This window comes from Streptomyces sp. NPDC003042, assembly GCF_053591315.1.
Genome location: NZ_JBSFTP010000031.1, coordinates 1 through 23,867 on the forward strand (window position 1 = coordinate 1; position 23,867 = coordinate 23,867).

At 73.3% G+C, this 23,867-nt stretch carries 25 protein-coding genes; 9 read left to right on the forward strand and 16 right to left on the reverse strand.

Translation table 11 applies throughout. The features are described 5' to 3' along the window. Positions 1-476: 476 nt before the first annotated feature. Positions 477-1,043 carry a YdeI/OmpD-associated family protein gene (locus tag ACWDYJ_RS17410; protein ID WP_451566415.1) on the forward strand — a complete coding sequence of 189 codons (567 nt, stop codon included), beginning with the start codon at positions 477-479 and terminating at the stop codon, positions 1,041-1,043. 222 nt (positions 1,044-1,265) lie between these two features. Here the strand turns inward: ACWDYJ_RS17410 and ACWDYJ_RS17415 are convergent, their stop codons facing one another. From ACWDYJ_RS17415 to ACWDYJ_RS17430, 4 genes are all read right to left on the reverse strand, one after another. Further along, on the reverse strand, positions 1,266-1,877 hold the full coding sequence (locus ACWDYJ_RS17415) for a HutD/Ves family protein (RefSeq protein WP_451566416.1): 612 nt from the start codon (positions 1,875-1,877) through the stop codon (positions 1,266-1,268). 32 nt (positions 1,878-1,909) lie between these two features. Then, positions 1,910-3,319, reverse strand: a complete 1,410-nt coding sequence (locus tag ACWDYJ_RS17420; RefSeq protein WP_451566417.1) for a VWA domain-containing protein — start codon at positions 3,317-3,319, stop codon at positions 1,910-1,912. A 140-nt stretch (positions 3,320-3,459) separates the two neighbouring features. After that, positions 3,460-3,663: a cold-shock protein gene (locus tag ACWDYJ_RS17425; RefSeq protein ID WP_030228921.1), complete on the reverse strand. Its 204-nt coding sequence runs from the start codon at positions 3,661-3,663 to the stop codon at positions 3,460-3,462. A gap of 199 nt (positions 3,664-3,862) precedes the next feature. Continuing rightward, complete coding sequence (locus ACWDYJ_RS17430) at positions 3,863-4,528, reverse strand: NADPH-dependent F420 reductase (RefSeq protein ID WP_451566418.1); 666 nt, start codon at positions 4,526-4,528, stop codon at positions 3,863-3,865. Positions 4,529-4,750: 222 nt separating this feature from the next. Here ACWDYJ_RS17430 and ACWDYJ_RS17435 point away from each other — a divergent pair, with 222 nt between their 5' ends. Beyond that, positions 4,751-5,209, forward strand: a complete 459-nt coding sequence (locus ACWDYJ_RS17435; protein WP_451566419.1) for a hypothetical protein — start codon at positions 4,751-4,753, stop codon at positions 5,207-5,209. Positions 5,210-5,271: 62 nt separating this feature from the next. Here the strand turns inward: ACWDYJ_RS17435 and ACWDYJ_RS17440 are convergent, their stop codons facing one another. The 9 genes from ACWDYJ_RS17440 to ACWDYJ_RS17480 form a co-directional block, all read right to left on the reverse strand. Beyond that, entirely contained in the window at positions 5,272-6,633 is a 1,362-nt protein-coding gene (locus ACWDYJ_RS17440) for an FAD-dependent oxidoreductase (RefSeq protein WP_451566420.1), read from the reverse strand. Positions 6,634-6,797: 164 nt separating this feature from the next. Further along, on the reverse strand, positions 6,798-7,910 hold the full coding sequence (locus ACWDYJ_RS17445; protein WP_451566421.1) for a hypothetical protein: 1,113 nt from the start codon (positions 7,908-7,910) through the stop codon (positions 6,798-6,800). Further along, complete coding sequence (locus tag ACWDYJ_RS17450; protein ID WP_451566422.1) at positions 7,907-8,530, reverse strand: ankyrin repeat domain-containing protein; 624 nt, start codon at positions 8,528-8,530, stop codon at positions 7,907-7,909. The genes ACWDYJ_RS17445 and ACWDYJ_RS17450 overlap by 4 nt, the downstream gene beginning before the upstream one ends. Positions 8,531-8,704: 174 nt before the next feature. Next, positions 8,705-9,238 (reverse strand): GNAT family N-acetyltransferase, encoded by a 534-nt coding sequence (locus ACWDYJ_RS17455; protein WP_451566423.1) that lies wholly within the window; start codon positions 9,236-9,238, stop codon positions 8,705-8,707. A gap of 162 nt (positions 9,239-9,400) precedes the next feature. Next, a complete protein-coding gene (locus ACWDYJ_RS17460; protein ID WP_451566424.1) occupies positions 9,401-11,806 on the reverse strand; it encodes an ATP-binding cassette domain-containing protein in 2,406 nt (801 codons plus the stop codon). A 17-nt stretch (positions 11,807-11,823) separates the two neighbouring features. Next, positions 11,824-12,240 (reverse strand): VOC family protein, encoded by a 417-nt coding sequence (locus tag ACWDYJ_RS17465; RefSeq protein ID WP_451566425.1) that lies wholly within the window; start codon positions 12,238-12,240, stop codon positions 11,824-11,826. Between the two features lie 10 nt (positions 12,241-12,250). Then, positions 12,251-12,688, reverse strand: a complete 438-nt coding sequence (locus tag ACWDYJ_RS17470; protein WP_451566426.1) for a helix-turn-helix domain-containing protein — start codon at positions 12,686-12,688, stop codon at positions 12,251-12,253. A 91-nt stretch (positions 12,689-12,779) separates the two neighbouring features. After that, entirely contained in the window at positions 12,780-13,850 is a 1,071-nt protein-coding gene (locus tag ACWDYJ_RS17475; protein WP_451566427.1) for a GNAT family N-acetyltransferase, read from the reverse strand. A 200-nt stretch (positions 13,851-14,050) separates the two neighbouring features. Then, complete coding sequence (locus tag ACWDYJ_RS17480; RefSeq protein WP_451566428.1) at positions 14,051-14,587, reverse strand: hypothetical protein; 537 nt, start codon at positions 14,585-14,587, stop codon at positions 14,051-14,053. 212 nt (positions 14,588-14,799) lie between these two features. On the opposite strand from ACWDYJ_RS17480, the gene ACWDYJ_RS17485 reads away from it, so the two are divergent. Next, a complete protein-coding gene (locus tag ACWDYJ_RS17485; RefSeq protein WP_451566429.1) occupies positions 14,800-15,360 on the forward strand; it encodes an HPP family protein in 561 nt (186 codons plus the stop codon). Positions 15,361-15,468: 108 nt separating this feature from the next. After that, the gene (locus ACWDYJ_RS17490) at positions 15,469-16,266 is read left to right on the forward strand and encodes a VOC family protein (RefSeq protein ID WP_451566430.1); all 798 of its coding nucleotides are present in this window, start codon (positions 15,469-15,471) and stop codon (positions 16,264-16,266) included. Positions 16,267-16,273: 7 nt separating this feature from the next. Here the strand turns inward: ACWDYJ_RS17490 and ACWDYJ_RS17495 are convergent, their stop codons facing one another. Then, positions 16,274-17,113 (reverse strand): class II glutamine amidotransferase, encoded by an 840-nt coding sequence (locus tag ACWDYJ_RS17495; RefSeq protein WP_451566431.1) that lies wholly within the window; start codon positions 17,111-17,113, stop codon positions 16,274-16,276. Positions 17,114-17,221: 108 nt separating this feature from the next. Between ACWDYJ_RS17495 and ACWDYJ_RS17500 the strand changes: the two genes are divergently transcribed. After that, the gene (locus ACWDYJ_RS17500; RefSeq protein WP_451566432.1) at positions 17,222-18,265 is read left to right on the forward strand and encodes a PHP domain-containing protein; all 1,044 of its coding nucleotides are present in this window, start codon (positions 17,222-17,224) and stop codon (positions 18,263-18,265) included. 8 nt (positions 18,266-18,273) lie between these two features. On the opposite strand, the gene ACWDYJ_RS17505 is transcribed toward ACWDYJ_RS17500, so the two are convergent. Continuing rightward, positions 18,274-19,161 carry a UbiA family prenyltransferase gene (locus ACWDYJ_RS17505; RefSeq protein ID WP_451566433.1) on the reverse strand — a complete coding sequence of 296 codons (888 nt, stop codon included), beginning with the start codon at positions 19,159-19,161 and terminating at the stop codon, positions 18,274-18,276. An 88-nt stretch (positions 19,162-19,249) separates the two neighbouring features. Between ACWDYJ_RS17505 and ACWDYJ_RS17510 the strand changes: the two genes are divergently transcribed. The 4 genes from ACWDYJ_RS17510 to ACWDYJ_RS17525 all read left to right on the forward strand — a co-directional run bounded on the left by ACWDYJ_RS17510 (position 19,250) and on the right by ACWDYJ_RS17525 (position 22,624). After that, positions 19,250-20,311, forward strand: a complete 1,062-nt coding sequence (locus ACWDYJ_RS17510) for a type III polyketide synthase (RefSeq protein ID WP_451566434.1) — start codon at positions 19,250-19,252, stop codon at positions 20,309-20,311. Positions 20,312-20,319: 8 nt separating this feature from the next. After that, positions 20,320-20,868 (forward strand): isoprenylcysteine carboxyl methyltransferase family protein, encoded by a 549-nt coding sequence (locus tag ACWDYJ_RS17515; RefSeq protein WP_451566435.1) that lies wholly within the window; start codon positions 20,320-20,322, stop codon positions 20,866-20,868. After that, positions 20,865-21,896 carry an NAD(P)/FAD-dependent oxidoreductase gene (locus tag ACWDYJ_RS17520; protein ID WP_451566436.1) on the forward strand — a complete coding sequence of 344 codons (1,032 nt, stop codon included), beginning with the start codon at positions 20,865-20,867 and terminating at the stop codon, positions 21,894-21,896. The genes ACWDYJ_RS17515 and ACWDYJ_RS17520 overlap by 4 nt, the downstream gene beginning before the upstream one ends. A 110-nt stretch (positions 21,897-22,006) precedes the next feature. Then, entirely contained in the window at positions 22,007-22,624 is a 618-nt protein-coding gene (locus tag ACWDYJ_RS17525) for a flavodoxin family protein (protein WP_451566437.1), read from the forward strand. 60 nt (positions 22,625-22,684) lie between these two features. On the opposite strand, the gene ACWDYJ_RS17530 is transcribed toward ACWDYJ_RS17525, so the two are convergent. Then, positions 22,685-23,683: a hypothetical protein gene (locus ACWDYJ_RS17530; protein WP_451566438.1), complete on the reverse strand. Its 999-nt coding sequence runs from the start codon at positions 23,681-23,683 to the stop codon at positions 22,685-22,687. Positions 23,684-23,867: the final 184 nt, after the last annotated feature.

Sequence of the window (23,867 nt, forward strand, 5' to 3'; positions counted from 1 at the left end):
CATCCCCCCGCCTCCGGCCGGGGGGACCCCCAGGTTGTCGTCGGTCGCCGACGCTCCGCGTCGACTCCCTCCTCCGCCTTGCGATCGCACGCACCAGGCCCCACCGGCCCCGCCCTTCGGGCGGCCGGAGCTACTTTGACGACACTCCCTAGGAACGCGTCTACCCGGCAGCCTGGGACGGCCGGTCGGTGCCGGCCGTCCCAGGACGTCATCCGGCGATCGGCGAGACCGGCGGCGCCGGCGCGCCAGGCGCCGCGTGCGACGGTCGCGCCGGTGAGCCGGAGCGGGGTCGTGCCGTAGGCGTTCGACAGCCGCACCCGCAGCTCGGACCCTTCGGCGCCGGCGCGGATCACCTGACGTACGGAGTGGTTCCGGAAGCCCTCCTGCGACCAGTTGTCGAACCAGGCGGTGTGGGTGGGCGCCTGCTGGGGCGAATTTCCCTGGGCGGTCCGTGAGGCGGCCGTTAGCCTGACGGCATGGACGAGTTGGATGGTGTGGAAGTCATCGCCTTCGCGGACGCCGAGGCGTTCGAGAACTGGCTGGCGCGGCACCACACGCGCGCCGAGGGCGTGTGGATCAAGCTGGCCAAGAAGAAGTCCGGCATCCCGACGGTCACCGATGACGAGGTGGTCGACATCGGGCTGTGCTACGGCTGGGTCTCCGGGCAACGACGGTCCCTGGACGAGCGGTACTACCTGCAGAAGTACGTGCCGCGGCGGCCCAGGAGCCTGTGGTCGCAGGTGAATGTGGACAAGGTGGCGGCGCTGACAGCGGCGGGGCGGATGCGCGAACCCGGGCTGGCGGAGGTACGCGCGGCGCAGGCGGACGGCCGGTGGGCCGCGGCGTACGAGTCCCAGAAGACGGCGACGGTGCCGCCCGATCTCGCGGCGGCGTTCGAAGCCGATCCCCGGGCCTCGAAGGCCTTCGAGGCCCTCGACAAGACCGGCCGCTACCTGCTGATCCTGCCGCTGCTCCAGGCACGCACGCCGCGGACGCGGCAGGTCCGGCTGGACAAGGTCCTCCACACCCTGACGGACGGCTGACGAACGGCTGAGGGCCGCGGGAGCGCGACGCGACCGCCGCAGGCCGCTCCTACCCGAGCGCGGGCGCCCTGTACACGGCGGGGCGGCGGCTGTTCGCCCTCGACGTGGAGGGGCCGGCTCCCGGCACCTACGGCTGTGTCCCGGACCGGCGTTCGTTGCGCGTCCGCGCGCGCTGGTCGTGGAGCTCGTACCGGGCGGCGGCCGCGGCGAGTTCACCGGCGGCTATGGCGCGCGCCCCGCACCCGCGCGCAGCCGTACGACGGCCGCCCGTCCCGTGGTGCGCAGGAGGCAGGTGAGGGGCGCCGTCGCCAGGGCGGCGTCGTACGGGGCCAGTTCGGCGGGGACAGCGGCGGCGGGTCCGCCGTCGGGGTCGAGCGTCGCCGGTCCGTCCAGCGCGACGACCAGGAGGGTCTCGCCCGGCAGGACGGTGAGCGCGAGTTCGCCGCGTACGACGGCCGTCCGCGCCTCGGTGTGCCCACGGCGGTACATCACGTTGAAGTTCACGACCGGGCCGCCCAGGAGCCGGCAGTCGGTCGGCCGGTCACCGGGGAAGTGCCGGGGCGCGTACCGCTCGTCGACGAGGCGGTCCACGCCCGCGACGGTGAGGTCCATGCCCGCGCCCTCGGCCAGGACGAGCGTGCGCTCGACGCCGGGGAAGACCGAGAAGGGGCCGTCGGCCGCCACCTCGGCGAGGCTGACCCGCCACGCGAAATCGGCGGCCCCGGCCTGCTCGGGCCACGCCGCGATCTCGCGGGTGACTCCTCCGCCGTTCTTCCAGGGCGCCGCCGTACGGTCGGTGGCGCGCAGGATCCGGATGTCGGCGGGGCCGGGCATACGGCTGTTCCTTCCCTCGGGTCCGGGCTCGTTCAGCGCAGGATCCCGGCTTGCCGGGCGGCCCGCATCCATGACGGGAACTCCGACAGCAGCCGGTCGTACAGTTCCGGGTCGGAGACCTGGTCGATGTCGTCGACGGCGAAGAAGCCCACGTTGTCGACGCGGCGTCCGGGCATGTTGTCGAAGCGTTCCAGTACGCCGAATCCGGCCCGGCCGAGTCCGACGAACTGCCAGAACACCGGCTCCTCCACGGCCGCGCGCAGTTCCCGCTCGATCTCGTTGTTGCGGTACACGCCCCCGTCGGAGAAGAACAGGACCAGCGTCGGAACGGGCACCGGCTCGGCGCGCACGAAGGCGCGCACCTCGGCGATGACCTTCTGCTCCTCGTTCTGGAAGCCGACCGCACGCATGTCGACCTGGCCCGGGAGTTGTCCCTTCGGCGGCTTCTTCCGGCCGAAGAGGCTCATCTGCCCGACGCGCACGTGCAGGCGCAGCCACTCCGGGAGGTCACCGATCGCGAGGTCGGGCAGCCGGGCCGGGTTGGTGGCGAAGGTCCAGGCCTGCATCTCGCCGTCGTCGTCGAGTTGTGCGGCGACGGCGGCCATCCGCTCCACGACGCTCGCGACCGTGCCGCGGCTGTAGAGGGTGCCCATGGACCCGGAGGCGTCGAGGACGAGGATGACGCGGGCGGTGACGCCCGCGGCACCGGCCTTGCTCAGGCTGACGGCGACCTGCTCCTTGCGCAGCGAGAGGCGCTTGCGCATGTCCACGGGCAGCCGCTCCTCACCCTTGATCAGCCGAACGGCGGACGGGGCAGAAGAGGCGGGAGAGGCCTGCGGGGCGGGCCGGGCAGCCGGAGCGGGCGGCGCGGGCGTCGGCAGCGGCGTGTAGGCGGCCGCGGGCGGCGTCGGGGGCGGTTCCTCGTCCACGGTGATGCCGAAATCGGTCGCCAGCCCCGCCAGGCCGCTCGCGTACCCCTGGCCGACCGCCCGGAACTTCCACGCGCCGGCCCGCCGGTAGAGCTCACCGCTCACGAAGGCGGTCTCCGGCCCTGCCGCCATGTCGAAACGGGCCAACTCGGCTCCCGACGCCGCGTCGAGCAGCCTCAGATGCAGCCCCGGGACCTGCCCGAAGGTGCCGCCGTCGGCGGAGGCGCACAGCGCGACCCGTTCGATGTCCGGCTCCAAGGCGGCCAGATCGACGTCGAGGGCGTCCGCTCCGGGCTGCTTCCCGAGGTGGCGTACGGCGTCGGAGGAGTGCCTCGGCTGGTTGTAGAAGACGAAGTCCCCGTCGGAGCGGACCCGTCCACTGCCGGTCAGGAGCAGCGCGGAGGCGTCCACGTCGGGCACACCCGGCCCGGCCGACCAGCCGAGCACCGCTCTGACGGAGGAAGCCGGGACCGGCAGGTTGGCGCCTTTGCTCAGTGTCGTCACGACGGTCATTCTGCCCAATGCGTCACGGTCCAGGTAGCCGTACGGATCAGGAAGCCCGGTGGGCCCGGGTCAGGTCACCGCGGCAACGAGCCGGGGCCCGCACCGATGGTGCGGGCCCCGGCCCTGTGGTCACCGCTTCGCCGACAGCGTCAGGCGGGAACGATGTTCTCGGCCTGCGGGCCCTTCTGGCCCTGCGTGACGTCGAAGTTCACCTTCTGGCCCTCCTGGAGCTCGCGGAAGCCCTGGGTGGCGATGTTCGAGTAGTGGGCGAAGACGTCAGCGCCGCCGCCGTCCTGCTCGATGAAACCGAAGCCCTTTTCGGCGTTGAACCACTTCACGGTGCCGGATGCCATGAGAAATCTCCTTCGGGTCTGAATCCGGGCCCGCACTGTGCGGACGCCGGTGTCGCCGTGATGATTGACCCGTCCGAAAAGCATCCGGAAATAAAAAGTGCACCCGTCGGGCAATCCGGCGGGAGCACTTAAATCTTTGGGAACCACACCTGCAACCGAGGTGCACCGTAGCACAGAGCAGCAGGTCAACCCCGGAAAGTCACTCGGCCCGAAAAGCCTCCGGACGCACCGGCGAAGCCGCTGCCAGCGCCTTCTCGACGGCGGCGGTGCCCGCGCGAAGTCCGTAGACCGGCGTGTCGGGCTGCTGACGCCACGAGTCGTCCAGGCCGCCCGCGTCGACGGTGTCGAAGCCCAGTTCGTCGATGAGGCCGCGCACGGCCTTCTTGGCCGCCTCGTCGTCACCCGCGACGGGCAGGGCCAAGCGGCCGGGGTCGCCGGCCGGGAGGGGCCTGTCCAGGATGTCCTCGGCGTAGGTGCCGTTGAAGGCCTTGACCACCGGGTGGCCCAGGTGTCGTTCGGTCCAGCGGCTCTCGGTCAGGCCTTCGTCCTCGATGGCGGCGATGCGGCCGTCGCGCTGGCGCGGGTAGTAGTTGCCGGTGTCGATGACGGCGAAGCCGTCGGCCGCGTGGTCGAAGAGCCCGGAGGGCAGGTCCGGCACGTTCTTCAGGGGGATGGTCACCACGACGATCTCGGCGTCCCGGGCCGCCTCGGCGACGGTGACGGGGGTGGCACCGGTCTCCTCGGCAAGGGCGGTCAAGGTCTCGGGGCCGCGGGAGTTGGCGACGGCGACCTGGTGTCCGAGGGAAGTGAGCCGGCGCGTGAGGTTCCCGCCGATGTTGCCGGCGCCGATGATGCCGATCTTCATGAGCTCTCCAGTGGGTGCGGAGTCGGATGTCGCGTCTGTCCGAACCTCGGGAGCCCGTGCCGCATTCCGCCCGGCCGCCCCAGTCGTCCACGAATCCCCCGTACGGGCGAATTTCGGCCATGTCCCGCACGCCCAGAACCGGGACATACCGCAGCCCCGTCCTCAAAGACAGTGCCACCGACCGTCATGGCACGTCATCAGCACGGCGAAAGGTACCGATCGATGCCGAAGCTCCCGACCAAGCGCGTCACCGCCATCGCCCTCGCGGCCACCGCCGGGGCGGCCGCCCTTTCCTTCGCCCTGGTCACCGGGACCTCCGCGACCGCCGCCGCGGGCCAGTCCGTATCCGGCAGCCCGGAGGGCGCGTTCACCCGGATCGCCGACTTCTACGGCTCCTACATCGACGCGGTGTACGAGGGTGACGGGGCGACGGCCGACCAGTTGCGCGCCTTCTACCTCTCCGAGCCCCTCCAGCGGGAGCTGAAGCGGTGGGAGGAGACGAACCACGCCAACGGCGTGCTGCGCGCGCAGAACGTGCCGCTCCAGTGGAAGGTGACCTCCACGGGCAGCGGGACGGGAAAGACCAACGCGACGGTCACCCTGACCTGGGGCAGTGACACCACTCAGATCCACGTCCAGGCCGACCTGGCGACGAAGAAGATCGTCTCCATCCAGGACTGACCACGAGTGGGGCCCGCCGATGACGGGCCCCACTCGTTCGTCCCCACAGGCCCTACGCGGCCCTACGCGCCGCTCGCGTCCAGCATGCCCTCGCGCTCCACGATCTTCACGCGCTCGCGGCCCTGGGGCTCGCCCAGCGCCTTCTCGGCGGCGTCCAGCCGGTACCAGCCGTCCCAGGTCGTGTACCGGACCTGCCGCTCGGCGAGGAAGGCCTCGACCGCCTCCGGCTCCGGCGTGGAGGGGGTGAGCAGACGGCCGCCCGCGTGGTCGGCCAGCAGATTCGCGACGGTCTCGTTCGCGTCGCCCTTCGTGTGGCCGATCAGGCCGATCGGGCCGCGGCGGATCCAGCCGGTCACGTACGTCGACGCCAGGTGCTCGCCGGCCTCGATGACGCGGCCGCCCTCGTCCGGCACCGTGCCGGAGTCGACGTCCCAGGGCAGCTTGGGCAGTTCGTCGGAGAGGTAGCCGACGGCCCGGTAGACGGACTGGACGTCCCAGGTGGTGAATTCGCCCGTGCCCTTGACGTTGCCCGTGCCGTCGAGTTCCGTGCGCTCGGTGCGCAGTCCGACGACCTTGCCGTCCTCGCCGACGATCTCCGACGGGGACTCGAAGAAGTGCAGGAAGAGCTTGTGCGGGCGGTCGCCGATGTCGCGGATCGCCCAGTTCTCCAGGGTCTTGGCGACCATGTCCGCCTGCTTGTTGGAGCGGCGGGTGGTGATCGAGCCCTCGTCGTAGTCGATGTCCTCGGGGTTGACGATGACCTCGATGGTGGGCGAGTGGTCGAGCTCGCGCAGCTCCATCGGGCTGAACTTGGCCTGCGCCGGGCCGCGGCGGCCGAAGACGTGGACCTCGAGCGCCTTGTTGGCCTTCAGGCCCTCGTAGACGTTCGGCGGGATCTCGGTCGCCAGCAGCTCGTCGGCGGTCTTGGCGAGGATGCGGGCGACGTCGAGGGCGACGTTGCCGACGCCGAGGACGGCGACCTTCTCGGCCTCCAGCGGCCAGGTGCGCGGCACGTCCGGGTGGCCGTCGTACCAGGAGACGAAGTCGGCGGCCCCGTACGAGCCGTCGAGCTCGACACCCGGGATGCTGAGCGCGCGGTCGGCGGTGGCGCCCGTGGAGAAGATCACGGCGTCGTAGAACGCGTGCAGTTCGTCGAGCGAGATGTCGTTCGGGTAGTCGACGTTGCCGAAGAGGCGGACCTGCGGCTTGTCGAGCACCTGGTGCAGGGCCGTGATGATGCCCTTGATGCGCGGGTGGTCGGGAGCGACCCCGTACCGGATCAGACCGAAGGGCGCGGGCATCCGCTCGAAGATGTCGATGGAGACCCCGGGCGCTACCGCTGCCTCGGACTTCAGCAGCGCGTCGGCCGCGTAGATACCGGCGGGGCCGGCACCGACGATTGCTACCCGCAGAGGGCGAGGCATGACTGAGTTCCCTTCGACCGACAATCTGACTGATCAAGGGAACTTTAAACTAAGGTCACCCTAACCCGGCACCCGCCCCCTGGTTATGACCCCATAACCGGGCCTTATGGCTTACCAAAGGCTGACTTCTGCTGACGGCCGGGCCGACACGGCCGCCGACACCGTCACAGGACGGCGATGCCCAGCGGACGGCTCCCCGCGGACAGTCTGCGGGCCGCCCCCGTGTCCAGGTCGACGATCGTGACGCCGTTCCAGTGGCCGTCGCGGGTGTAGCCGCCGGTGACGTAGGCCGTCTTCCCGTCGCGGGAAACGGCCACGTCCTCGTGGGGGCCGTCCAGCGGGTGGACCCGTTCCGTGCCGTCCGGAGAGCGGACCGTCAGGGAGGGGCCCCTGCCGTCCGAGGGGTCGACCGGGCCCGTGCCGACCACCAGCAGCCGGCCGTCCGGGGTGATCGTGACGCCGTGCTGGTGGGTGTCGGCCGTCATGGGCTCGATGGTGGTGCCGCCCGTGCGCGGATCGACGACGGCGAGCCGCTCCCCCTCGAAGGGCAGCAGCAGCATGCCGTCGGTGGGGCGGACGGCCGTGTAGTGCGGCTTCAGCCAGGAGCCGAGGCCGCCTCCAGTGCCGTACGGCGCCACCTCGACGCGTCGCGACCGCAGCGAGTCCGAGGCCACGACGGTGACGTCGAAGGAGTCGTGGTCGGTGACGTAGACCTCGCCGCCGTCCCGTGAGACGTCCACGTCGAAGGGGCGCCGTCCCACCGCAACGGCGGCCGTGATCTCGCCCTTGGCGGTGTCGACCACCTCCAGCACACCCTTCGTCCCCGGCACGTTGACGCCGACGTACGCGCGGGCCCCGTCGGGCGAGAGGGCGATGCCCATGCCGCCGCCCCGGTACTCCCCGCCGGTGGCCGGTCCGGTGGCCGTCCGGTACGGGATGAGCGACGAGCGGGTCCGGGTGCGGGTGTCGACGACCGCGACGCCCTCGGCCGTGGCCACCCAGGCCCGGCCGTCCGCCCCGACGGCCAGCCCGTACGGGGCCCTGCCGACGGGCACGGCGGCGACGGAGCCCCGTGCGGGGTCCACGAAGGTGACGGTGTCGGCGCCGAAGTCCGCGACCAGCAGGGTGCCGGCCGGGGTGGCGGCGGCCGGGTGGAGCGGCGCGGCCGGTGTGGCGGGCGCCGGGCGGGGCGCCGGACCGGTCTGGGCCGTGCAGGCGCCCAGCAGCAGGCCGACGGCGAGCACGGCCGGGGCGGTTCGGACGCGGCGGCGGCTCATCGGTCCTCCTGCGGCCGCGGCGGCAGCGCGACCGCGCCGAGCAGCCGCGCGATGCCGTGGAAGCCGCGGCGCACGGCGTGCTCGTACGCGCTCACGCCGTCGAGGTCGCCCAGCGCCAGGTCCGCGCCCGCCGCGAGCAGCAGGGCGACGATCTCCTCGTGGCGGGGTCCGCCGTCGCCGAGGATCACCGCCTCCAGCAGGGCGGTCCAGCCGAGCCGGTTGACGTGGTTCACCTCGATGCCGGTCTCCTCCAGGACGGCGCGGACGTAGCCGGTGTGGCCGCGCTCGGCGGCCGGGATGAGGGAGATCCCGCCGAAGCGGTTGACCTGTCCCAGGTCCGGTCCGGCGGTCAACAGCAGGCGCATCATCCGGACGCTGCCGGTGACCCCGGTGACCAGCCAGGGGCTGTCCGCGCGGGCGTCGGCGGCGTCGGGGTCGGCCCCGGCGGCGAGCAGCACGCCGGCGGCCTCCACGTGGTCGCCGAGCACGGCGAGCAGCAGGGCGGTGCGCAGCTGCTCGTCCCGTGCGTCCACGGCGGCTCCGGCGGCGAGCGCCGCGCTCACCCCGGCCTCGTCGCCGCGCCGGGCGGCGTCCAGCAGCGGTCGGTCGTGCGGGTTCATGGTGTCCCTCCGGTTCCGGGGCGGGCCGGGACGTCCAGTGCCCGCCGCCGCTCCCCGGTCCCATGCTGGGCCCGCGCCCCTGGCCGGACGGTCCACCCTGCGGCGGGAGCGTGCGAGCGCTCCGGTCGACCCGGGGGTCGACCGATCGGCTGATGCGCGCGCGGGGTCGGTGCCTCAGGCCTCGTACTCGGTGAGGTCGATGGTGTAGAGGGCGAGGAGGGCGCCGGTCTCGGGGTCGTTGATGGTGCCGTCCTCCGCCATGCCGAGCTTGCGGATCACGTTCTCGGAGTCCTCGTTGCCGACCCGGTTGACGCAGATGACCCGGTCGAGTCCGCGGTCCTGGAGGGCGAATTCCAACGTGGCCTGGGCCGCCTCGGAGGCGTACCCCTGGCCCCAGTAGGAGCGGCCGAGCCGCCAGGTGATCTCCACGGCGGGCATCACCTGGGGCAGGTGTTCGGGCACGGACAGGCCGACGGCGCCGATCAGTTCGCCCGAGGCGAGCAGTTCGACGGCGAACAGACCGAAGCCCTCCTCGTCCCATTCCTCCTCCCAGCGCTCGATGGTGTCGGCGGTCTCCTCCAGGTCGAGGACGGAGCCGTCGCCGATGAAGCGCATCACCTCCGGGTCGGCGTTGATCTCCGACAGGGGGACGAGGTCGTCATCGGTCCAGCGGCGCAGCATGAGGCGGGGGGTGCGGATCTCGGTCATGCCCCACATCCTGCCGAACGCGGCCGACCAGGGGTAATCGGGGCCCGGGAGCCCGCCGGGAGGTGCGTGGTGATCAGGTCCATGATGACGGTGCCGGGCACCGGCAACCCGGCCCCCGGCCGAGGACCTGGATCCGCCGCCGCTGCCGGACGGCGGCCTCGGTCAGGTGCCGACGTAGGCCGCGAGGTGCTCGCCGGTGAGGGTGGAGCGGGCGGCGACGAGGTCGGCGGGTGTGCCGTCGAAGACGATCCGGCCGCCGTCGTGGCCGGCGCCGGGGCCGAGGTCGATGATCCAGTCGGCGTGCGCCATGACCGCCAGGTGGTGCTCCACGACGACGACCGATTTGCCGGAGTCGACGAGCCGGTCGAGGAGGCCGAGCAGTTGCTCGACGTCGGCGAGGTGCAGGCCGGTGGTCGGCTCGTCGAGTACGTAGACGAGCCGGTCGCCGCCCTTCTCGCCCAGGTGGGTGGCCAGCTTGAGCCGCTGCCGCTCGCCGCCGGACAGTGTGGTGAGCGGCTGGCCGAGGCTGAGGTAGCCGAGGCCGACGTCGGCGAGCCGGTCGAGGATGCGGTGCGCGGCCGGGGTGCGCGCCTCGCCGGCGCCGAAGAACTCCGCGGCCTCGGTCACCGGCATCGCGAGCACCTCGCTGATGTCGCGCCCGCCGAGGTGGTATTCCAGTACGGACGCCTCGAACCGCTTCCCCTCGCACTCCTCGCAGGTGGTGGCGACGCCGGCCATCATCGCCAGGTCGGTGTAGATGACGCCAGCTCCGTTGCAGGTGGGGCAGGCGCCCTCGGAGTTGGCGCTGAAGAGCGCCGGCTTCACGCCGTTGGCCTTCGCGAACGCCTTGCGGATCGGGTCGAGCAGTCCGGTGTACGTCGCCGGGTTGCTCCGCCTCGAGCCGCGGATCGCGCCCTGGTCGATCGACACCACATCCGCGCCGGGCGGGATCGAGCCGTGGATCAGGGAGCTCTTGCCCGAGCCGGCGACCCCGGTGATGACGCACAGCACCCCGAGCGGGATGTCGACGTCGACGCCCCGCAGGTTGTGCGCCGTCGCGCCGCGGATCTCCAGCGCGCCGCTGGGCGTCCGTACCGTCTCCTTGAGGGCGGCCCGGTCGTCGAGATGGCGGCCGGTGACGGTGCCGCCGGCCCGCAGCCCCTCGACGGTGCCCTCGAAGCAGACGGTGCCGCCCGCCGTACCGGCGCCGGGGCCGAGGTCGACGACGTGGTCGGCGATGGCGATCGTCTGCGGCTTGTGCTCCACGACGAGCACCGTGTTGCCCTTGTCCCGCAGCCGCAGCAGCAGGTCGTTCATCCGCTGGATGTCGTGGGGGTGCAGGCCGATGGTGGGCTCGTCGAAGACGTAGGTGACGTCGGTGAGCGAGGAGCCGAGGTGGCGGATCATCTTGACGCGCTGCGCCTCGCCGCCCGAGAGCGTGCCGGACGGCCGTTCGAGCGAGAGGTAGCCCAGCCCGATCTCCACGAACGAGTCGAGGGTCCGCAGCAGCGCGGCGAGCAGCGGCGCGACCGACTGCTCGTCGAGGCCGCGGACCCATTCGGCCAGGTCGCGGATCTCCATCGCGCACGCGTCGGCGATGCTGATCCCCTTGATCTTCGAAGAGCGGGCCGCCTCGCTGAGCCGGGTGCCGTCGCACTCGGGGCAGACGGTGAAGGTGACCGCCCGGTCCACGAACGCCCGGATGTGCGGCTGCATCGCCTCCTTGTCCTTGGACAGGAACGACTTCTGGATCTTGGGGATCAGCCCCTCGTAGGTGAGGTTGACGCCTTCGACCTTGACCTTGGTCGGCTCCCGGTAGAGGAAGTCCCGCATCTCCTTCTTGGTGAACTTAGCGATCGGCTTGTCCGGATCGAGCAGGCCCGACTCGGCGTAGACGCGAACGGTCCAGAAGCTGTCCGACTTCCACCCGGGGATGGTGAACGCGCCCTCGGCGAGCGACTTGGAGTCGTCGTAGAGCTGGGTGAGGTCGATGTCGGAGACCGTGCCCCGGCCCTCGCAGCGCGTACACATGCCGCCGGTGCGGGTGAAGGTCACCTTCTGCGTCCTGGTCTTGTCGGCGCCGCGGTCGACCGTGAACCCCCCGCTCGCCCGGACCGAGGCGACGTTGAAGGAGAAAGCGCCCGGCGAGCCGATGTGCGGCTGCCCGAGCCGGCTGAAGAGGATGCGCAGCATCGCGTGGGCGTCGGTGGCGGTGCCGACCGTGGAGCGGGGGTCGCCGCTCATCCGCTGCTGGTCGACGATGATCGCGGTGGTCAGCCCGTCGAGTACGTCGACCTCGGGCCGGGCCGGCGTCGGCATGAAGCCCTGCACGAAGGCGCTGTAGGTCTCGTTGATCAGCCGCTGCGACTCGGCGGCGATGGTGCCGAACACCAGCGAGCTCTTGCCCGAGCCGGAGACGCCGGTGAACACGGTCAGCCGGCGCTTGGGGATCTCGACGCTGACGTCCTTGAGATTGTTCACGCGCGCGCCGTGCACGCGGATCAGATCGTGCCGGTCGGCGACGTGCGGCGCGGGCGGCTGCGTGGCCGGCCTCGTGGCCGTGCTCATCGTGTCTCCCTCTCGGCTCACTTGGCGGGACGCTGGGTGAAGCGCAGCATGTTGCCCGCGGGATCGCGGAAGGCGCAGTCGCGGACCCCGTACGGCTGGTCGACCGGCTCCTGCAGCACCTCGCCACCCGCGGCGCGGATGCGCTCGAAGGCGGCGTCGCAGTCGTCGGTCGAGAAGATCACGCCGCGCAGCATGCCCTTGGCCAGCAGCTCCGCCATGGCCTGCCGGTCGGCGGGCGAGGCGTTCGGGTCGGCGAGGGGCGGTTCCAGCACGATCTCCACGTCGGGCTGTGACGGCGAGCCGACCGTCACCCAGCGCATCCCCTCGAACCCGACGTCGTTGCGCACTTCGAGTCCGAGCACGTCCCGGTAGAAGGCGAGCGCCTTGTCGTGGTCGTCGACGGCGATGAAGACTTGCGAAAGTGTGATGTCCATGCGGTTCACGCTACGGGCGAGCCGTGTGCTTCGCTTCTCCGTTCCTGACCGGTTCCGCGTTCCTCACCGGTCGCGTGAAGATCTTGGCGACGCAGGCCGGTACGGCCGCGCCCTCCTCGTGCCGGCGCGCCCGGTACGCGCTCGGGCTCTCGCCCACCAGCTCGGTGAACCGCGAGCTGAACGACCCCAGCGACGTACATCCGACCGCGAAGCAGACCTCCGTCACCGACAGGTCGCCGCGCCGCAGCAGCGCCTTGGCCCGCTCGATCCGGCGCGTCATCAGGTAGCTGTACGGCGTCTCCCCGAACGCGGCGCGGAAGCTGCGGGAGAAGTGGCCGGCCGACATGTGGGCCCCGCGTGCCAGGGCGGGGACATCGAGCGGCTCCGCGTAGTCGCGGTCCATCAGGTCGCGGGCCCGGCGGAGCCGAACCAGGTCCGGTAGCGTCACCCGGCCAGCATCGCACGGCCGCCGTGCGGTCCGCTCCGTCAGGACCGGATCTCCTCCCACGGTGGGTCAGGCAGCCACCGTCCCGCGGCCGTCAGCCGCCGGGGCGCAGCAGGTACCGGACGCCGCCCGGGACGGAGCCGTCCTTCTGGAACCCGGCCCGCCGCAGCACCGCGTGGGAGGCCGGGTTGCCGTCGTCGACCGTCGCGCGCAGCTGGGTCAGTCCCGGCTGTTCGAATCCCCAGCGGGCCAGGGCGCGCACCGCCCGCGTGGCGTACCCGTGGCCCCTGGCGGACGGTACGAGGTCGTAGCCGATGTCCGCGTGGCCGTCGGCGGCGGGCGCGGCGTGGAAGCCGATCTCGCCGATCGCCCGCCGGTCGCCGGCGCGGATGATCGCGTACGGTCCCCAGCCCGGCCGGTACGTGCCCTCGTCCCGCGCACGCAGCACCAGCGCGGCGGCGACGCGCGTCCCCTCCACGGGCCCGTCCTCGGTCCAGGTGAACCCGCCGGTGCCCCCGTCCCGCAGGTCCTCGGCGAGCGAGGGGGAGATCTCGCACAGCACGACGCCCGCGCCCCGGATCGGGTCGTTGTACCAGCGCCACGTGCGCTGTCGGGGCAGGCCCGGCAGGTCCGCCCGGCCGGTGGCCGCCAGCAGCGCGTCCCAGGGGTCGCCCGCCGCCGGGCGCGGGACGTGGGGGAAGAGCCGGTCGAGGACCTGGACGGTGGTGCGGCCGGACGGCCGCCAGTGCGTGATCCCCAGACCGCCGAGGATGTCGTGCGTGTGGAGCAGGATTTCCGCGGCGCCCATCGCGGCGAAGCCGTCGGCTCCGGCGACTCCGGCCGGATGCCAGGCCCGGTCGTCCTGGCGGGCGGCGTAGACGGCGGCGGACAGCAGGCGCCCGCTCGCCTCGACGAGGCCGACCAGTGCCGTGGGCGGGGTGCCGGGCGCGGCGACGACCTCCATCGGGAGCCAGGAACCGGCCACCCGGCCCGCGAGCTGGGCGGCGAATCCGGTCAGGTCGTCGGCCACGTGGACAGCGGTGTCGTGGCAGCTCCACTCGAGTCCCGCCGCGGGGACGGACCAGTCGAGGCGCACGGCGTCGCGCAGCGCCCGTACGGCGGACGCCAGGGCGAGGGTGAGGTCGTGGGGGCCCATGGTCGTCATGACGGCGACCCTACGGCGCGTCGGCGGGGCCGGGGCTTAGGGGGTGTTTCCCGGATCTCCGCGGCGTCGCGGGCCCTGGCACGCACGCTCGCCGCGTTGCCGAAATGCCCGAGTAGCTCCGCTACTAGGACACTCCGGCGCCTTGCGATCGCACGCGCCAGACCCCGCTCCTTCTCCCACGGAGATCCGGGAAACACCCCCTAATCCGCGAGTTCGTTGCCGCAGCGGGAGCAGTAGCGTGCGGCGGATTCGGTGGCGAGGCGGCCACAGCCGGGGCAGACCCGGTGGAGCAGGCAGGCCGTTTCGCCGCCTTCGGCCGGGGCGGGAGGCGCGGGCGCCGGGGCGGGGGCGCTGCCGCGGCCGAGGCCGGGCCGGATGCCGATGCCGAGGCCGGGCCGCCGTGCATGGACGGTCAGGTACGTCAGCCCGTCCGGGCCGGCGGTCAGCGAGCGCCTCGCGTTCCTCGCCAGCCAGACCGCCGAGTGGGGCCGCAGCGGGTGCGGTCCGTCCTCGGTGTCGATCCGGCCGGTGCCCTCGACGACGACGAGCAGCACGTCGAGCACCGGTTCGGCGTGTTCCGCGACGACCGCGCCGGGGCGCAGCCGGATGAGGTTGGAGTCCAGGCCGCGTTCGGCTCCGGTCAGCCGCCACAGCGCGCCGCTCGCGTCGGCGGGGGCGTCGGCGATCACCGCGTCGAGGTCCGTCAGGACCCCGGCGGAGTGGGGGTGCGTCATCATGTCGGTCCTTCCGGTGCCTTCAGCGCGTGCCCCGCAGTCATACACGATCGGCGCCGGGCCGCTGCGGCCGATTCACCCTGTGCGCACCCGTCCGCCTCACCCCGCCCACCGGCTTCGCACGGGTGAACGATAAAATCCTGCCCGGACTGCCCTGCCCCCGCGCCACCCGCCACCCGCCACCCGCCACCCGCCCCTGGAGAATCCCGCCCCGCATGAGCACCCGCACCACCACCGTCCCGCATCCGCGACCCGCCGCCGAACCCGAACCGTCCCCCCGCCCCCGCCTGGTGACCGTCAAGGCCCCCGCCCGTCCGAGCGCGATCGCGGCCTTCCACAGCGTCAGCGCGGCGACCACGGTGCTCCTGGGCCTCGTGGCGATCGGCGCGATGCTCCACGAACCGGTGCTGATACCGCCGCTGGCCGCCAGCGCCGCCCTGGTCCACAGCGCCCCCACCCTGCCCCTCGCCCAGCCGCGTGGCGTCATCGTCGGCCACCTGCTGGGCGCCGTCGTCGGCTACGGCGCCCTGGCGGTGGCGGGCAGCAGCGCCTGGACGGCGGCGGTGGCGGCCGGGCTCACCCTGGCGCTGGTGACGGCGGCGCGCACCCCGCACTCGCCCGCCTGCGCCACCGCCGTCGTGATCGTGCTCCAGACCCCGGCGCCCGCCCGGTTCGTCCCCCTGCTGTTCGGCTCCACGGTGCTCCTCGTCCTGACGGGGTACGCCGGCTCCCGCATCCGCCGCAAGGCACCGAGGTACCCCGCCTACTGGTGGTGACCCGCGGGGCGGCGCGCCTGCGCCTCGCACCGGGGCTGGGGGCGCTACTTCTTGTCCTCGGATCGTCCTCGGACGGGACGGCGCGGTGGCGGACGAGAGGCGGCAGGCATGGTGGAGGTTTCGACGAGGGACGTGTTCGGGGCACCGTGCTGGGTCAGCCTGATGGCCCGCGACCTGCCGGCGGCCCAGCGCTTCTACGGTGCGGTCGCGGGCTGGACCTTCCGTCCCGGCCGTCTCGGCGAGGCTTTCTCGGTGGCCGTACTGGACGGCGCACCGGTGGCGGGCATCGGGGCGCTGGCCTCCGACCTGGCGATGGCGGTGGCCTGGACCCCGTACTTCGCCGTCGAGGACGCCGACGTGGCGGCGGGCAGGATCCGCGAGCGCAGCGGCACGGTCGCGGTCGGTCCGGTCTCCTTCCCGTCGGGCGGCCGCGCGGCGCTGGTCGCGGACGTCGAAGGGGCCGTCTTCGGGATCTGGGAGGGGGCCGTCTCCTCCGGCTGGCGCGTGGGCGTGACCCCGGCTCCGGCCTGGCTGGAACTGCGTACGCGCAACGCCTTCGACGCGGCGCTCTTCTACGGCGAGGTGCTGGAGTGGGCCACCGGCCGCGCCGGGTGCTGCGAGGTCTCGTACGAGGAGGAGCAGGTCGTCCTGCGGCAGGCCGGGGAGCCCGTCGCCCGGCTGCGCGGCGGTCCCGTCGAATCGGCGGCCTACAACCCGCACATCCGGCCCCGCTGGCACGTCCACTTCCGCGTCCCGCGCCTGGAGCCGGCCGTGGAGGCCGCGACCGCGCTCGGCGGGAGCGCCGTCTCGGACATCGCCTCGACCCACGCCGAACGCTCGGTCACGCTCCGCGACCCGGACGGGGCGCTGTTCACCCTCACCACCCCTCTCGAGCTACCGGCGTAGCCGGCCGTCAGGGCAGTTCGGGGATGAACGGGAAGTATTCCTGCCCCGGCGCCGACGGGATCACCGTGTAGCTCGCCTCGGGCACCTCGTTCCAGACACCGGGCAGGTTCCCGAGCGGCTCGGACACCACCAGCCGGGACGCGTCGGAGACCTCGCTGAGGAAGTCCAGATCCGGGTGGAGCTCCCGAATGGTCTCGGCCCTGCTGCTGTAGAAGAGCGAGCGGGACCGCCCCTTGCTGGAGTAGCGGAACGCCCACACGGTCGTACCGTCGCTCACCGCGATCGTCATCTGGAGCGGATCGGGCACGCCGTGCTCCTTGCCGAGGCGTTCCACCAGGCCCGCCATCCGGGCCACCGCGCCCGGAGGGTCCTGGTCGAGGCCGTAGGTGACGGCCAGGTAGAACATCACCTCGGAGTCGGTCGATCCCTCGATGCAGGGGAACAGCGCCGGGTCGACGGCCATGCAGAGATCGCGCTGCAACCGGCGGAAGTCGGTGATCGCACCGTTGTGCATCCACAGCCAGCGGCCGTGCCGGAACGGGTGGCAGTTGGTCTGCTGTATCGCCGAGCCCGTCGAGGCGCGTACGTGTGCGAAGAACAGGGAGGAGCGGACGTGGCTGGCCAGTTCCCGCAGGTTGCGGTTGTTCCAGGCGGGTGCGACGTCACGGAAGACCGCCGGTGTGCCGTCTCCTTCCCGGCTGTACCAGCCGAGGCCGAAGCCGTCGCCGTTCGTGGATTCGACGCCCATGCGGGCGTACAGGCTCTGGTTGATGAGCGAGTGCTCGGGACGGTAGAGCACCGCGTCGAGCAGCATTGACGAGCCCGAGTAGGCCAGCCAGCGGCACATGGACACCATCCCCTTTTTCCCGCCGTATCCGGCTCGTTACCGAGCCTAACTCGGCCGCGGTCGCCGGGCCCCGGCGGCGTTGCGACACTGGGCGCGGAGGAGGTGCGCATGGACCCGGTGGCGGCGCTGGACCGGATCGCCTTCCTGCTGGAGCGGGCGCAGGCGCCGACGTACCGGGTGCGGGCCTTTCGTACGGCGTCGGCCGCGCTCGTACGACTGGGTGAGCGCGAGGTGGCCGAGCGCGTCCGGGCCGGTTCGCTGGAGGCGGTGAAGGGCATCGGCCCCACCACCGCCCAGGTGGTCCGGGAGGCGCTCGCCGATACGGTGCCGGAGTATCTGCGCACGCTGGAGGACAGGGCCGCCGCGCCCGCCGGGGGGCCGCCGCCCGCGCCCGCCGCGACCGCGCTGCGCGCGGCCCTGCGCGGCGACTGTCATCTGCACTCGGACTGGTCCGACGGGGGCAGTCCGATCGAGGAGATGGGGCGGGCCGCCGCCGAGCTGGGGCACGAGTGGGCGGTGCTCACGGACCATTCGCCGCGTCTGACGGTCGCCCGGGGGCTGTCCCCTGAGCGGCTGCGCGAGCAGTTGGAGGTGGTCGCGGAGTTGAACGCCACGTGGGCGCCGTTCCGGCTGCTGACGGGCATCGAGTGCGACATCCTGCTCGACGGCTCGCTCGACCAGGAACCGGAGCTGCTGGAGCGGCTGGACGTCGTCGTGGCCTCCGTCCATTCGAAACTGCGGATGGAGTCGCCCGCCATGACGCGGCGGCTGCTGGAGGCCGTACGCAACCCGCTGATGGACGTCCTCGGGCACTGTACGGGGCGCCTGTTGACGGGCCGGGGCCGACCTGAGTCGCAGTTCGACGCCGAGGCCGTCTTCGCCGCGTGCGCGGAGTCGGGCACGGCCGTGGAGGTCAACAGCAGGCCGGAGCGGCTGGATCCGCCCCGGCGGCTGCTACGGCAGGCCCTGGCGGCCGGCACCCTCTTCGCCATCGACACCGACGCGCACGCGCCGGGTCAGCTGGACTGGCAGATCCTGGGTTGCGCACGGGCCGCGGAATGCGGCGTACCGGCCGAGCGGGTGGTCAACACCTGGCCGGCGGACGACCTCCTCGACTGGACCCGTACCCGCCGCCCGCCCTCCCCCGCGTAGGCGTGTCGTCACAGGCCCGCGCCGCGTACCAGGAGCAGCGCCACGTCGGCCCCAGCCACCACCATCGTGGCCAGGAAGGGGATCCGGCCGGGCGCCCGGGTCGCGGCGAGCAGCAGGACGCAGGTCAGCCCCGGCAGCACCCAGGCGTACGGGGTGAGGGGCCCCCGCGGTCCGACGGTCAGGCTCAGCGTCGACCCGAGCACCAGCAGTCCGGCCAGCGCGGTCGACCACCGGGCGCCGAGCCGCTGCGGCAGGCCCCGTACACCGGTGGCCAGGTCGTCCGCGATGTCGGGCAGGACGTTGGCGAAGTGCGCGCCCGCACCCACCAGCGCGGCGGCGCCGGTCAGCCAGAGCGGCGGCCAGGGCGCGCCGGGCAGGCCGAGCGTGACGAAGGCCGGGAGCAGGCCGAAGGCGAGGGCGTACGGGAGCCAGGAGGCGACCGTGCGCTTCAGCCACAGGTTGTACGCCCAGGCGGCCGCCACCCCGGCGAGGTGCGCGGCCCCGGCCACAGCACCGCAGGCCAGGGACAGCGGGACGCACAGCAGGAGCGCCGTGAGCGCGGCGGCGGTCACGGTGGCCGGCCGGACAGCGCCCGCCACCAGGGGTTTGTCCCGGCGGCCGGTGGCGAGGTCGCGCCGCAGGTCGGCGCGGTCGTTGCACCAGCCCACCGAAAGCTGTCCCGCCGCCACCGCGCCGGCGGTGAGGGCGGCGCCGGCGGGTCCGCGCCCCGCGGCCGCCGCCAGGGCGGCGGAGAACAGGGTCACGGCGGTCGCCGGGAGGGGGTGGCAGGCCCCCAGCAGGCCCGCCGCGGCGGCGAGAAGGGGACTCGGGCCCCGGCTGGGGCTGTGGGTCGCGACGGGCACGGGGAGGGAGGCGGGACCGGAGCGGGCGGGCACGGCCTCACGCTACGCCGTGACGGCATGTCCGCTTCGCACCCTTCGCGTCCTTCGCGATCCGGCGCCGGATGTTCCCTATGTTGGGCCAATGACACGTGTCCTGGCAGTGAGCAGCGTGTTCCCGCCCCACCTGTACCGGCAGCCGCAGATCACGGAGGCGCTCGCCCGCTGTCTGCCTCCGGGCTCCGACAGGAGCCTGCTGCGCCGGGTCCACGCCTCGGTGCGGGTCGACTCCCGCCATCTCGCGCTCCCTCTCGAACGCTACGGTCCGGGCGTCGACTTCGGCGCCACCAACGCCCTCTTCGTCAGCACCGCGCTGGACCTCGCCGTCCAGGCGGTCGAGCGCGTCCTCGCCGGGGCAGAACTGACCGCCCGTGATGTCGACCTGGTGATGTCGACGACGGTGACCGGGCTCGCGACGCCCTCGCTGGAGGCCCGGATCGCCGCCCGTACCGGGCTGCGGCCCGATGTCCGCCGGGTGCCGCTCTTCGGTCTCGGCTGCGCGGCCGGCGCCGCCGGCCTCGGGCGGGTGCACGACCACCTGACCGGCCGCCCCGAGCACGCGGCCCTGCTGCTGTCGACGGAGCTGTGCTCGCTCACGCTCCAGCCCACCGACACCTCGATGGCGAACCTGGTGGCCGGGGCGCTCTTCGGGGACGGGGCCGGGGCGCTGCTGGCCGTGGGGGCGGGCCATCGACTCCACGGCACCGGCGCCGGCCCGTCCGTGGTGGCCTCGCTCAGCCGCCTGTACCCGGGCACGGAGCACCTGCTCGGCTGGGACATCGGCCACTGGGGCTTTCGTATGGTGCTCGGCCGTGAACTGCCCGAGCTGATCCGGCTGCACGTGGTGGAGGAGATCGAGTCCTTCCTCGCCGCGCACGACCTCAAGCCCGCGGACGTCGACGCGTGGATCTGCCACCCGGGCGGCCCGAAGATCCTCGACGTCCTGTCCCAGACCCTGGGGCTGGCGGAGGACGCCTTCGCGGCGAGCCGCCGTTCCCTGGCGGCGGTGGGCAACCTGTCCTCCGCCTCGGTCCTGCACATCCTCGGCGCCGTCCAGGCCGCCGGGCCGCCCGCGCCCGGATCCGTCGGGCTGATGCTCGCCTTCGGGCCGGGCTTCGCCTCCGAACTCGTCCTTCTGCGCTGGTGACGACGCTCATGCCGACGACCCTGTACCCGTACCTGCTGATCATCGGCCTCGTGGCGGCCGAGCGGCTGGCCGAGCTCGCCACCGCCCGGCGCAACGCCGCCTGGAGCCTGGCACGCGGCGCGCGGGAGTACGGCCGCGGCCACTACCCGGCCATGGTCGCCCTGCACGCCGCCCTGCTCGTGGGCTGCGTCGTGGAACCCTGGGCCGCCCACCGGCCGTTCCTGCCCCTGCTCGGCTGGTCGGCGCTCGGGCTGGCCGTGGCGGCGCAGGCACTGCGCTGGTGGTGCGTGACCTCGCTCGGACGCCGCTGGAACACCCGGGTGCTGGTCATTCCCGGCCTCGCGCCGGTGGCCGTGGGGCCCTACCGGCTGCTGCGCCACCCCAACTACGTGGCGGTGGTGGTGGAGGGGATCGCACTGCCCCTGGTGCACACGGCGTGGGTGACCGCGATCGGCTTCACGGTGCTCAACGCCCTGCTGCTGCGGGTGCGGATCCGCTGCGAGGACGGGGCGCTCGCGCCCTCCCGTACGGCCCCGCTCGTGGGCACCGCGCCGTGATCGACCTGCTCGTCGCGGGCGGCGGCCCGGCCGGACTGGCAACCGCGATCCACGGGGCGCTGGCGGGGCTGGAGGTGGTGGTGGTCGAGCCGCGCGCCACCCCGATCGACAAGGCGTGCGGTGAGGGGCTGATGCCGGGCGCGGTACGCCGGTTCGAGGAGCTGGGCGTGCCGGTGACGGGGCGTCCGTTCCTGGGGATCAGCTACGTCGACGGCGCGACGGGGCTGCGCGCGGAAGGGCTGTTCCGCTCCGGCCCCGGGCGCGGCACCCGCCGTACCGACCTCCAGGCGGCGCTGGCCGCGCGCGCCGCCGGACTCGGCGTACGCACGCTCGCGCGGCGCGTCGGCGAGGTCCGCCAGGACGCCGACGGGGTCAGCGCCGCCGGGCTCAGCGCCCGCCACCTCGTGGCGGCGGACGGCCTGCACTCGCCGATCCGGCGCGGGCTCGGCCTGGCCGTACCGGCCGCGCCGGAGCGGCTCGCGCGCTACGGGCTGCGCCGCCACTACGCCGTGGAGCCGTGGAGCGACCTGGTCGAGGTGCACTGGTCGCGCGGGTGCGAGGCGTACGTGACCCCGCTGGCGCCCGACCGGATCGGCGTGGCGATCCTGACCTCGCAGCAGGCTCCGTTCGACGTCCAGCTGGCCCGTTTCCCCCTGCTGGCCGCCCGGCTGCCGGCGCCCGGTCCCGACGCGGCGGTGCGCGGCGCCGGCCCGCTGCGCCAGGGGGCGCGGACCAGGGTGGCGGGGCGGGTGCTGTTCGTGGGAGACGCCGCCGGGTACGTCGACGCCCTGACCGGTGAGGGACTCACGCTGGCGGTGGCGGCGGCGGGTGAACTCGTACGGTGCGTACGCGCGGGCCGGCCGCAGGAGTACGAACGGGCCTGGCGGGACCTGTCGCGCGGCTACCGCACGCTGACCGCGTCCCTGCTCTGGGCGCGCCGCCGGCCTCCCCTGTCCCGCCGGATCGTCCCGCTCGCCGCCCGGCTCCCCCGGGTGTTCACGGGAGCGGTGAACCTGCTGGCGGGGTGAGGGGCGCCGGCCGTCCGCATCGGGCGGGGAATCGCTCACGGGTCGAAATATCCGTCGTGGCAAACGAGTTGCATGGAGAGAACTCACCCGTCCACTGACCGGAGCAGACATTGACCACCGACACACCGCCCGGCGCGGACCGTTCGTTCCTTTTCGTCCTCGGCAGCTCGCGTCCCGACGGCAACACCGAGATCCTCGCGCGGGCGGCCGCCGAGCAGTTGCCCGCCGATGTGCCGCAGCGCTGGGTGGACCTGGCGCAGCTGCCGCTGCCCGACTTCCAGGACGGACGGCACGACAGCGACACCTGGCGGGCCGGAGAGAACGAAGAAGCACTGCTGCGGGCGACGTTGGAGGCCACCGACATCGTCATCGCCTCTCCCCTGTACTGGTACACCGTCTCCGCGCAGACCAAGCGCTACCTCGACTACTGGTCGGGCTGGCTGTCGCTGGCCGACTCGGACTTCAAGGGCCGGATGGCCGGCCGGACCCTGTGGGGGGTGACCGTCATGGCGGAGGAGGACGAAGGCGTCGCCGACGCACTGGTGACCACCCTCAACCACACGGCGGCGTACCTGGGGATGCGCTTCGGCGGGGTGCTGCTCGGCAACGGCTCCCGGCCGGGGCAGGTGCGCGACGACGAGCGGGCGGCACTGCGCGCCAAGACCTTCTTCGAGGGCGAGGCCCCGCTCGCCCGGTTCTCCTACGAGGAGGGGGCCGGGAAGCGGTAAGGGCGTCCGCCACCGCCGAGGGCCCGGCCGCGTGGTGCGGCCGGGGCCCCTCGGGTCGGGTCAGGCGTCGCCGCCCGGACCGCCGGCCCGTGGTGGCCGGTACTTCAGTGCCACACCGGCGAGGACCGCTCCCGCGCCGGCGCAGAGCACCGCCGTGACCCCGGCCCACGCGTGGGGACCGCCGAGCGCGCCCTCCAGCGGGTCGAAGAAGACGACGCCGCCCACCACGTGCAAGGTGACGACGGTCAGGGCCGTCACCGCCGCGGCCCGCCACACCAGCGTGGTGTCGCGCACCGCCAGCAGTGCGCCCAGCACCAGGCAGAGCAGCGCGGCGGCCAGTGGCAGCAGGTCGCCCGGCGTCGGCGCGGGCAGGGCCGCCAGGTCCTCGGGCAGGTGCAGGACCCCGCAGAGCAACAGCGCGGCGGCCGTGGGCCAGCGCAGCAGGTGGTGCGGCGCGCCCTGGGGGCGGACCGGCCGCGCGGCGGGGGCCCGGACCCGCGCCCGGACCGGCGTGGGCGCCGTGCGCTCGGCCGGCGGCGGCGCGGCGGCCGGGGGCGCCTCGGTGGGTGCTGCGGCCGGTGCTGGGGCCGTCCCGGCGGGGCCGAGGATGCTGACCAGCAGGGCCACGTCCTCGATGGGCCGGCCGACGGCCGCCGCGCGCAGGGCGATGTCGGTCTCGACCTCCTCGTGCGGGTACTCGCCGAGCAGGGCGATCAGCCGCATCACCTCATCGACGGGCCGGGAGACGGCCGCCGCGCGGATCGCCTCGTGCCCGGGGTTGGGGAGTTGGCCGGTCTCCTTCAGCAGGCTCACCAGTGCGGTGACCTCTTCGAGGGGGCGGCAGGTCGCCGCCGTCTCCAGGAGCGTGCGTATCGACTCGATGCTCGGCTCGTCGCCCGGCGCGGCCGGTGGCGCCGGAGGTTCCGGGGCCGAGGCCGCCACGGGCTCGGGCTCGGCCGCGGGCTCGGGCTCGTGCGGTTCGGTGGTCGGGTCAGGGGTGGCGGGAGGCCAGTCGCGGTCGTCGTGTTCCGTCGCCGCGAGAGTGCTGCGGTCATTCATCAAAAGCTCCGTTCGCCGACACACGGGTCTACGCGTCGCGCGCCGGTCATCGTGCGTCATGGGCAGCGCACGCTTGGTCACCTTCATTCAGCGACACGTCGCGGCGCTGCGCCATTCGGGGCGCGCAAACGGGGGGCTGCCCGGTGGCCGGAAGGACACGCCGCCCGGTAATGCGGGCCCGGCC

Coding starts and splice junctions, on each gene's coding strand:
- ACWDYJ_RS17410 (WP_451566415.1), top strand. CDS start 477: ATGGACGAGTTGGATGGTGTGGAAGTCATCGCCTTCGCGGACGCCGAG.
- ACWDYJ_RS17415 (WP_451566416.1), bottom strand. CDS start 1,877: ATGCCCGGCCCCGCCGACATCCGGATCCTGCGCGCCACCGACCGTACG.
- ACWDYJ_RS17420 (WP_451566417.1), bottom strand. CDS start 3,319: ATGACCGTCGTGACGACACTGAGCAAAGGCGCCAACCTGCCGGTCCCG.
- ACWDYJ_RS17425 (WP_030228921.1), bottom strand. CDS start 3,663: ATGGCATCCGGCACCGTGAAGTGGTTCAACGCCGAAAAGGGCTTCGGT.
- ACWDYJ_RS17430 (WP_451566418.1), bottom strand. CDS start 4,528: ATGAAGATCGGCATCATCGGCGCCGGCAACATCGGCGGGAACCTCACG.
- ACWDYJ_RS17435 (WP_451566419.1), top strand. CDS start 4,751: ATGCCGAAGCTCCCGACCAAGCGCGTCACCGCCATCGCCCTCGCGGCC.
- ACWDYJ_RS17440 (WP_451566420.1), bottom strand. CDS start 6,633: ATGCCTCGCCCTCTGCGGGTAGCAATCGTCGGTGCCGGCCCCGCCGGT.
- ACWDYJ_RS17445 (WP_451566421.1), bottom strand. CDS start 7,910: ATGAGCCGCCGCCGCGTCCGAACCGCCCCGGCCGTGCTCGCCGTCGGC.
- ACWDYJ_RS17450 (WP_451566422.1), bottom strand. CDS start 8,530: ATGAACCCGCACGACCGACCGCTGCTGGACGCCGCCCGGCGCGGCGAC.
- ACWDYJ_RS17455 (WP_451566423.1), bottom strand. CDS start 9,238: ATGACCGAGATCCGCACCCCCCGCCTCATGCTGCGCCGCTGGACCGAT.
- ACWDYJ_RS17460 (WP_451566424.1), bottom strand. CDS start 11,806: ATGAGCACGGCCACGAGGCCGGCCACGCAGCCGCCCGCGCCGCACGTC.
- ACWDYJ_RS17465 (WP_451566425.1), bottom strand. CDS start 12,240: ATGGACATCACACTTTCGCAAGTCTTCATCGCCGTCGACGACCACGAC.
- ACWDYJ_RS17475 (WP_451566427.1), bottom strand. CDS start 13,850: ATGACGACCATGGGCCCCCACGACCTCACCCTCGCCCTGGCGTCCGCC.
- ACWDYJ_RS17480 (WP_451566428.1), bottom strand. CDS start 14,587: ATGATGACGCACCCCCACTCCGCCGGGGTCCTGACGGACCTCGACGCG.
- ACWDYJ_RS17485 (WP_451566429.1), top strand. CDS start 14,800: ATGAGCACCCGCACCACCACCGTCCCGCATCCGCGACCCGCCGCCGAA.
- ACWDYJ_RS17490 (WP_451566430.1), top strand. CDS start 15,469: ATGGTGGAGGTTTCGACGAGGGACGTGTTCGGGGCACCGTGCTGGGTC.
- ACWDYJ_RS17495 (WP_451566431.1), bottom strand. CDS start 17,113: ATGTGCCGCTGGCTGGCCTACTCGGGCTCGTCAATGCTGCTCGACGCG.
- ACWDYJ_RS17500 (WP_451566432.1), top strand. CDS start 17,222: ATGGACCCGGTGGCGGCGCTGGACCGGATCGCCTTCCTGCTGGAGCGG.
- ACWDYJ_RS17510 (WP_451566434.1), top strand. CDS start 19,250: ATGACACGTGTCCTGGCAGTGAGCAGCGTGTTCCCGCCCCACCTGTAC.
- ACWDYJ_RS17515 (WP_451566435.1), top strand. CDS start 20,320: ATGCCGACGACCCTGTACCCGTACCTGCTGATCATCGGCCTCGTGGCG.
- ACWDYJ_RS17530 (WP_451566438.1), bottom strand. CDS start 23,683: ATGAATGACCGCAGCACTCTCGCGGCGACGGAACACGACGACCGCGAC.